This is a genomic window from Pedobacter sp. SYSU D00535 (assembly GCF_017355855.1).
Taxonomy (GTDB): Bacteria; Bacteroidota; Bacteroidia; order Sphingobacteriales; family Sphingobacteriaceae; genus Desertivirga.
This window is the reverse complement of the sequence record NZ_JAFEWD010000002.1, coordinates 788607-796576: the sequence shown is the minus strand read 5'-3', so window position 1 is coordinate 796576 and position 7970 is coordinate 788607. Positions and strand designations below refer to the sequence as shown.

Genomic DNA, 7970 nt, shown 5'->3' with positions numbered 1-7970 from the left:
GCCGTCCCGTAAGTTCCGGGAAAAATTTGCGCATCAGCTGACTTTGTGCGGGAGGATGGGGCATTGGCTGGTTGTCTGAAGCGAAGGTTTGCGCGTTTCAGGGGACAAGCAGACGCAGCCCCGAGCTGATGAGCAAATTTGTGCGGTTGGCATGTGCGGCAAAGGAACATTCGGGAAGGCTTGACTTTTGGGTCCTTTTGTGTCAAGACAAAAGGACTAGGCCTGCCCGGCTATGAGGGCAACCGAAGGTGCCTTTCTCACACAGCCCTCCGGATCAAACGTAGTAATAACATTAGTAGGTATCAATCAGATGAATTTAGGAAGACAATAGTGACCTAAACTATTTCAAGCTCCTCACGTTGTAAACAAAAAAACAATCCTTATGGCTAAATGTAACTTTACAATCCCCTTTCAAGGCTCGGCGGAATCCCTTGTTGCCAAGGCTCAGACTGCTATTGCGCAGGCGGGCGGAACTTTTAATGGCAGCTCCTCAGCTGGCAGCTTTGCTATTTCTACTCCTCTCGGTAAGGTATCCGGAGCCTATATGGTGGAAGGGCAGGGTTTTAATATCAGCATTGAGGATAAGCCCTTCCTGGTGGGCTGTGGAAAAATTGAAAGTACGTTAAGAGAGTATTTGGGTAAGTCGTGAGCACCTGGTTAAGTGTAAAAAGGGGTTCTAGAGATACTGAAATAGGGTTGAAATAAGTTCAGCGTAAATTTCAGGATGACGAAGAAAAGTGCAGTTCTACTGCAGAGATAGAGAGCTCCAGACGGCGTCTTTCATAGCTCCCCGCGGTTCTGACTACGCTGCACCTCCATTACTCCTCCGTAACCAGCTCAATTGTCCTCTTGTCGATCTGCGTGATATTGTCACCTTTTGTAGTTCGCTCAAGAACACTGTAAAGAAGCCAGCCTGAGGAGGCATGAAAACTGGATCCGAGGTAGTCTTCAATTGTCATGTCAGGAAGATCTTCACGTTTAGGGGCAGGGCTACCCAAGCTAGAAGCCATCTTTTTTAGATATTCATACGTTGCTTCGGTCACCTGTTTAGAATCGATAGTTTGCCAGGATTTTATGATTCCGGTATCTTCCTTTTCATCCATCTCCTCCAAAATAACAGAGACTTCTGCATCGAAAGGCTCCCCGCCATACAGATTCGCCATTTTGGTTTTTCCGGTCGCCTCTTCGTGTAAGGTGTATTTTCCGCCGTAAAAATTGTGGAACTGAATAATATCTTTTATCGCTGATGCTTCGATGCCGGCCTTAGTGCTAAATCTTTGTTCTACCTGCCCGGTAATTTCCTTCAATTTGGGCGTGCCTTTAAACTCCTCCCGCAGTAGAGCTGTTGCTTTTTTTATGTAGTCACTGACTTCCTTCCAGTTTAGCACCTCCTGAAAGACACCCATTTCATCCGTTTTAAACACAATGGGAAGCTGCTCTGAGAGGCCGGCCACCTTCTGAATAAATTTATTATCTGTTTTCACCCTCACGTTTTTATAAAGCCACTGAACCGTAAAAGAATTAGCTGTGGAGTCGCTTACGGTGATCTCGACATCGTACTCCGTAGTTTCCCTCGAAGTAGTATCGCTATCTGTCACCTTGAATTTTTCATCTACGATATGATAAGTCTGCTTTTCCTGCTTATTCCAGTAAGCGATGACCTGCATCGTCGAATCTTTCATATTTATCTGTGAAGAAGCGTGCAGCGATATAATCAAGGCAATTGTAGTAGTGAAAATTCTTGGCATAAGGTATCGGCTTTTTTAAAAAATCGAATACAATGATAGGACAAAGAATTTTAATGAACAAAAGGAGAAAGAACGTACACAAACAACCAAGTTCAATAGGACTTCAGCCTCCCCCGCGGTAGCTTGGGAGCTGACCCAGATAAGTCCTCGTTTCTTGTTTTTAGGGCAGAAAAATCTCAAGGGCATGCTTTCGTTTGAAGGTACTTTTTTTCTCTCCGACGAAAGAAGCTTTATGCAAAAACAAAGCTTCTTTTCTATATTTGAGCAAAACTTGTCACAATTGAAACGTATGATGTTAGTTGCGGCCTTAGCACTGGGTGCGAAGGCTAGTGTGTGCGCACAATCTTTTAAAGCCTTTAAAGTAGAGCTTGCAGTGGGGCCGACCATGGCCACCGGTAAGGGAGGCGACGTAGGTGTCGTGTTAGCGATGGAACCTAAGTATGCTATCAACGATAAACTCACCTTCGGTCTTCGGCTGGAAAGCGGAGAACGGATTTATGCTGCCGGAAGCAGAATTGAATTTGACGACCTGGCGGGCTCCTACATGGCTACCGGCGACTACTATCTGAACACGAATGGACTACGTCCCCTGTTTGGCATTGGTGTAGGTGTGCTGGACGCGGCAGCCGTAGATGAATCAGGAGAACGCTTGACCCACAAAGACAGCCCTGCCATTCTTGCGCGGACCGGATTTGAAACGGGACACTTCCGACTGGGACTCGAATACAATAAGTTACTGAAGACTTACGGCTTCAACGGCGATTATGCTTCCCTTAAGCTGGGCTGGATGTTCGGCGGCGGAAGAAAGTAGGTTCCGGGCTTCCCTCCTGAGAATGGTAACAAAAGCAATAGCGTTCATTCATTTTAAAGAAAGCTGAGAAATCCCGCTCATTAAGTATTATCACAACTCCGGCTTCAAACGCTCTCCCGAAGCTGCGAGGTTGGAATCAGCTCCCAACGACCTGAGAACCCCGCATCCGGACTAACCGGTTACAAGCGCTCTATCAAATTTATATTCTTATGTTAAAGAATCTGTTTCTGTCATTGATGATAGCCTTTGTTGCTGTTATCAAATCTTTTGCTGTCGAGCCCGATTCAAGTGTTCTAATCACCAGTGCCGTGACCGAGATCAAGTTCGAGTGGAACGGAAAGACGTCGCAGGTGAAAGTGCGACAAAAGGAGGTACTGAACTATCTGGCCGAGGGTTATAATGCCAATATCCAGGTGGCGGAGTTCTATGATAACGACACCGAAATCGATCAGGTAAGCTGCACGGTGAATGGGTATAAGCCTCTGGGCTTCAGCCCGCAATATAGCCACCATTCGATTGACGGGATTTTCTATTCAGATGCCCGGGTTTGTCATTTCCCAATTGTTCTTAAAGAAAAGGGGAATAAGGCTACTTCCACGATTGTAAAAACAACAGAAGACCCCAGGTATTTCTGCAACCTGTATTTCACGGAGCCCTACCGGATACAATCGCGTGAGATCCGTGTATCTGTACCGAGGTGGATGAAGCTCGACATCAAAGAGTTGAATTTCGGCCCCAACATCTTCAAAACCGTCCGCTATGATAAGCGTGACGATGCCGACGTATTCACCTACCAGGTCAGTAATCTGGCTCCTCAAAAGGCAGAACCGGAAAGCCCTGGTCCCACCTACCTCTACCCTCACCTGCTTTTTTTACCAAAATCAGCCAGCTATAATGGCACTTCGATCACCTATTTCAATACCCTTGCCGACCAGTATGCCTGGTACAAGGCTGTTGCAGTAAACGGTGAAAACAGGGAGGCCGTGAAGGCCAAGGCACTTGAACTAACGCAGGGACTGAGCGATGACCTGCAGAAAATCAAGAAGATCTTCTATTGGGTGCAGGATAACGTCCGTTACATCGCTTTTGAAGATGGTATTGCCGGCTTCAGACCCGACAAAGCCGATGAAGTACTCAGGAAAAAGTACGGCGACTGCAAAGGCATGGCTAATCTTACTAAAAATCTTCTGGTCGCCCTGGGGTTTGATGCCCGCCTGTGCTGGATTGGAACCAATCACATTGCTTATGATTACAGTACTCCTTCGTTAGCCGTAGATAACCACATGATCTGTGCAGTCAACTATAAAGGGAAGCAGTATTTTCTGGACGCGACAGAAACTTACCTGCCTTTTAACGAGTATGCCGAACGCATCCAGGGCCGGCAGGTGCTGATAGAAGATGGTGAAAAATACATTTTGTCTAAAATCCCTGCTACCAGCGTTTCCCAGAACCTGGATTATGAAAAAAGGCTGCTAAATCTGCAGGCTGCTGCCTTGCAGGGGACTGCTCAGCACAGCTATAAAGGAGAAGAGAAAGAGTATATGCTTAGCCGCATTAATGCTTTGAAAAAAAGTGACTACGAAAATAGTTTAATGAAGTATTTGAGCAGCGGCGAAGAAAACACGGTGAAGAATGTGACCACCTCTGATCTGAACAATTATGATGAGGAGCTGAGCATCCGGTACAACGTGGTACAGAAGAGCGGGATCAGCTCTTTCGATAAAGAATATTATGTAGAGATGGATCTGCGGAAGGAGTTTGGCAACTTCCAGATCGATGAAGCTAGCCGGAGACACGACTACTGGCTTCCTTACAAGTTCAATATCGAACGAGAAACGGAGCTAAAAATACCTTCGGATTATACTGTGGGAAGCCTTCCCCAAGATCTTTCCATTCGTAATGCCAACTATGAATTCAAAATCTCCTACCGACAAGAAGGCGACAAAGTATTTTATAAAAAAACGTTGCGCTTTCAAAATCCCCGTATTCAACGTGCTCAGTTTGCGCAGTGGAACGCGGACATTAAGAAGTTAAATACAGCGTACAACGAAACAGTTATTCTAAAACCAAAATCATAATGAAAAAAACCTTACTTATTACCCCCCTGCTGCTGGTCCAATGCCTGGCCTTCGGGCAGAAACTGAGCTACCAGCAAAAGGCGGAAGAGATAAAGAAGCAGGTATGGGCGACTCCGGCACCTGGCTTTGAACTGAAGGAGGCGCCTGCAGGTATGAATTCTGAAAGTGCTGTGGTGCTGGCCCGTTACTTTGACCTGCAGCGGACCAAGGGCAGCAGGTTTAAATGGGGTGCATCCGGCGGAACCGGCAATGTGGCCCGTACCGATAAAACAACGATTTTCCGTGAACGAGTAAAACTGAACGACAAATCTTCCCTGGAGGAATTTTCGACCATCGAATATCAGAAAAGGCTGGACAATACCAGTCACTTCGGCGTGTCAAAGCTGAGAAATACGGCAGAGACATTTATTGGTATCAAAATTCTGAAATCCGATGGTAAAACCATTGAGGTAGATATTGATGAACAGGTGCTGCTGAAGGATAAAAAAGACGAGGCCGGAAAAATTGCGGTGTCCAACCTCAGCGTCGGTGATATCATCGATTACTACATTGCTACCTCGGAGATTACCGAAGGATATGCTGACAACTACGACGATAACAATTATGTATTTTTCCTGAAAGATGAGTACCCGGTGCTAAACTATAAGATCCACTTCCGCTACGGACCCAACATTGTGGTCAGGCAGATGAGTGGCAATGGGGCTCCTGAACTAAAGATCACCACGAACAGTGATAAAGACCATATTCTGACAGCTCAACTCAGTAACCTTCCCAAGCATAAGGGCCTGATCTGGTCGTCCCCCTACCGTCAGTTCCCCTACATCTCGGTGTCAGGGACGTTTGTAGGAAAAGGCTCAACCCGAGAGGAGTCGACTCTGCCTGTAGTTGACGCCCATATAGAGACGCTGAAAAACATGTATGATGCAAGGACAGGGGTGGCAGATCCGGAGATCAGCACTAAAGTAAAAGACTACTTCGGAGGTGCTAAACAATTGAAGGCAGTGCCTTTGGACAGCGTGATCTGCAAGCTATACGACACCTGGAAACATTCCCTCTTTTGCTTTTATGATGGAGAAGAGATGGATATGTCGAACGCACGCAATTCCAGGACAGCCAAGAGCTTGTACAATGCCGCGGTGTTCAGTCAGAACCTCATTGATTTGAAAATTGATCACGACGTTCTGCTTGCAGCTTCCAGATTCTCGCCGGCGTTAGATGCTAAAAAGCGAGATACTCCCCTGGAAACCTTTATCCGGGTGAAGGGAGCGAAACCCATCTATCTGTTTTTTAACAGCGTTACAGGATTGTATAATGAAATTCCTCACATGTTTCTGGGCGAAAAAGCTATTGTGCTGAAACCTGACAGAAAAAACAAGTTTGAAACGAACTTTACAAAAAGCGAAACAGTGCTCCCGGCAGGCAGCAGTGACGAGAATACTTTATCGGAAGTACTTCATGTAAGCCTGCTTAACGAAGCGCCGCAGAAGGTAAAAATTACCCGAACGAGCAAACAGCGCGGCTTCCTTCGGAGCGATGTTCAGGCTCACCTGTTGCTGATGGAGGATATCGACCGGGAACTGACGGCACTCGTAAAAGGCAAGCCGCTTCAAACACGTTTGTCAAAGAACTATATCACTAAGAAAATGGTAGATGACTATCAGGCGGCTTTTGAAAAGGCAAGGCTTGACGAGAAGAACAATTTTTCTTCAGAGATCAAAGAACACTTCGACCAGGAGCCACAACAACTCAGCAACTACAAGATCCTCAACTCGGGCTTGAAAGCGTCAGCTCCTGAGTTTGAGTATACGGCCACATTCGTGCTGGACAATTTTGTCAAGAAAGCAGGCAACAACTACATCGTTGAGGCTGGAAAATTGGCTGGCTCTTTTCTTAAATTGGATGATGAAAGCCGGACCCGCACAGTGGATGTGTATATGTCAGGACCAAGGACATTTCAGTATGCCATCAATCTGGCCGTACCTAAGGGTTACAGGGTTAAAGGATTGGAAGACTTAAATGCAGAGAAAAAGAATAAAACCGGAGCATTCAGTTCCAGGGCAGCTGTGGAAGGGGAAACGCTTCGTATCACCATCAGTCGTTCTTACACCAATTATTTCGAAAAGGCTGCAGATTGGCCTCTTCTTGCTGAACTAATTGAGGAAGGCAGTGCGCTGGGCTTGAAGAAGGTGTTACTGGAGAAGGTAAATTAGTTTTTGTTTAAGAAAAGCCAGGTGTTCTGATTGGGCGCCTGGCTTTTTTGTGAATTGTGGTGGCGATAATACGATAGCGCTGATGCTTTGTGCCTGAAATACTCGAAGAATTTCCAAGGTGCCTTTGGTTCTTATCACTTTTATTCGTCTGATTGTTGGTCTTCATTGCACTCATGAGCTCCCTTCGGTTGGTTTTCTTGAAAGAAAAGTACCAAAACTTAGCGAAGCGATCACTTTCCGGCTTTTCTTGTCACTTTTCTCTTGAAAGAAAAGTAACCAAAACTTAGCGAAGCAATCTCTTTCAGGCCTTTAAAAATCAAATTAGACACTAAAAAACTCAAGGACTTCCCAAGGTGCCTTTTCGCTCAAGGTCCCTCACAGTTCCTGCACTGAGGGAAGTCCGTGCCCTCCGGATAAACGTTCGTACTAAATATGATTGTTGCTTCAATTGCAGTACCTTTTTATCGAGGGTAGTACGGTCAGCTTTGTTGTTGATCGATGGGACGGCCGTCCCGTAAGTTCCGGGAAAAATTTGCGCATCAGCTGACTTTGTGCGGGAGGATGGGGCATTGGCTGGTTGTCTGAAGCGAAGGTTTGCGCGTTTCAGGGGACAAGCAGACGCAGCCCCGAGCTGATGAGCAAATTTGTGCGGTTGGTATGTGCGGCCAAGGAACATTCGGGAAGGCTTGAGTTTTTTGTTTCTTTTTGTGTCAAGACAAAAAGAAAAGAAGCAAGACTTAGCGAAGCATTCTCTCTCAGGCCTTTCTTGTCACTTTTATTCGTCTGATTATTGGTTTTCATCGGCACTCATGAACTCCCTTCGGTCGGTTCTCTTGAAAGAAAAGTAATCAAAACTTAGCTAAGCGATCTCTTTCATGCCTTTAAAAATCAAATTAACACCTGAAAAACTCAAGGACTTCCCAGGGTGCCTGTGTTTCTCGTCACTTTTCTCTTGAAAGAAAAGTAACCAAAACTTAGCGAAGCGATTTCTTTCAGGCCATTAAAAATCAATTAAAACACTGAAAAACTCAAGGACTTCCCAAGGTGCCTTTACCGCACAAGGCAACCGCACAGTTCTGCCAGCAGCGCTCAAGGGCTGGGCTGCTTTGCCCTCATACCCATA

The 7970-nt window shown here is 46.0% G+C and carries 6 protein-coding genes; 4 read left to right on the top strand and 2 right to left on the bottom strand.

Going from position 1 to position 7970, the window contains the following annotated elements; all coding sequences use genetic code 11:
• Positions 1 to 382: 382 nt before the first annotated feature.
• The gene (locus J4N23_RS08030) at positions 383 to 649 is read left to right on the top strand and encodes a hypothetical protein (protein ID WP_207425035.1); all 267 of its coding nucleotides are present in this window, start codon (positions 383 to 385) and stop codon (positions 647 to 649) included.
• 169 nt (positions 650 to 818) lie between these two features.
• Here J4N23_RS08030 and J4N23_RS08025 read toward each other — a convergent pair whose 3' ends face one another.
• Positions 819 to 1748: a hypothetical protein gene (locus J4N23_RS08025; protein WP_207425034.1), complete on the bottom strand. Its 930-nt coding sequence runs from the start codon at positions 1746 to 1748 to the stop codon at positions 819 to 821.
• 289 nt (positions 1749 to 2037) lie between these two features.
• Here J4N23_RS08025 and J4N23_RS08020 point away from each other — a divergent pair, with 289 nt between their 5' ends.
• The 3 genes from J4N23_RS08020 to J4N23_RS08010 all read left to right on the top strand — a co-directional run bounded on the left by J4N23_RS08020 (position 2038) and on the right by J4N23_RS08010 (position 6847).
• On the top strand, positions 2038 to 2559 hold the full coding sequence (locus tag J4N23_RS08020) for a hypothetical protein (protein WP_207425033.1): 522 nt from the start codon (positions 2038 to 2040) through the stop codon (positions 2557 to 2559).
• 209 nt (positions 2560 to 2768) lie between these two features.
• Positions 2769 to 4637, top strand: coding sequence for a transglutaminase domain-containing protein (locus J4N23_RS08015; RefSeq protein ID WP_207425032.1), 1869 nt, complete (start codon positions 2769 to 2771; stop codon positions 4635 to 4637).
• The gene (locus J4N23_RS08010; protein ID WP_207425031.1) at positions 4637 to 6847 is read left to right on the top strand and encodes a hypothetical protein; all 2211 of its coding nucleotides are present in this window, start codon (positions 4637 to 4639) and stop codon (positions 6845 to 6847) included. Before J4N23_RS08015 ends, J4N23_RS08010 begins: the two co-directional genes overlap by 1 nt.
• A gap of 337 nt (positions 6848 to 7184) precedes the next feature.
• Here the strand turns inward: J4N23_RS08010 and J4N23_RS08005 are convergent, their stop codons facing one another.
• A complete protein-coding gene (locus J4N23_RS08005) occupies positions 7185 to 7523 on the bottom strand; it encodes a hypothetical protein (RefSeq protein WP_207425030.1) in 339 nt (112 codons plus the stop codon).
• Between the last annotated feature and the right edge of the window lie 447 nt (positions 7524 to 7970).

What these genes read in the sequence shown, in the direction of transcription:
- J4N23_RS08020 (WP_207425033.1), top strand. Translation starts at nt 2,038, where the DNA reads ATGATGTTAGTTGCGGCCTTAGCACTGGGTGCGAAGGCTAGTGTGTGC.
- J4N23_RS08005 (WP_207425030.1), bottom strand. Translation starts at nt 7,523, where the DNA reads ATGTTCCTTGGCCGCACATACCAACCGCACAAATTTGCTCATCAGCTC.
- J4N23_RS08010 (WP_207425031.1), top strand. Translation starts at nt 4,637, where the DNA reads ATGAAAAAAACCTTACTTATTACCCCCCTGCTGCTGGTCCAATGCCTG.
- J4N23_RS08025 (WP_207425034.1), bottom strand. Translation starts at nt 1,748, where the DNA reads ATGCCAAGAATTTTCACTACTACAATTGCCTTGATTATATCGCTGCAC.
- J4N23_RS08015 (WP_207425032.1), top strand. Translation starts at nt 2,769, where the DNA reads ATGTTAAAGAATCTGTTTCTGTCATTGATGATAGCCTTTGTTGCTGTT.
- J4N23_RS08030 (WP_207425035.1), top strand. Translation starts at nt 383, where the DNA reads ATGGCTAAATGTAACTTTACAATCCCCTTTCAAGGCTCGGCGGAATCC.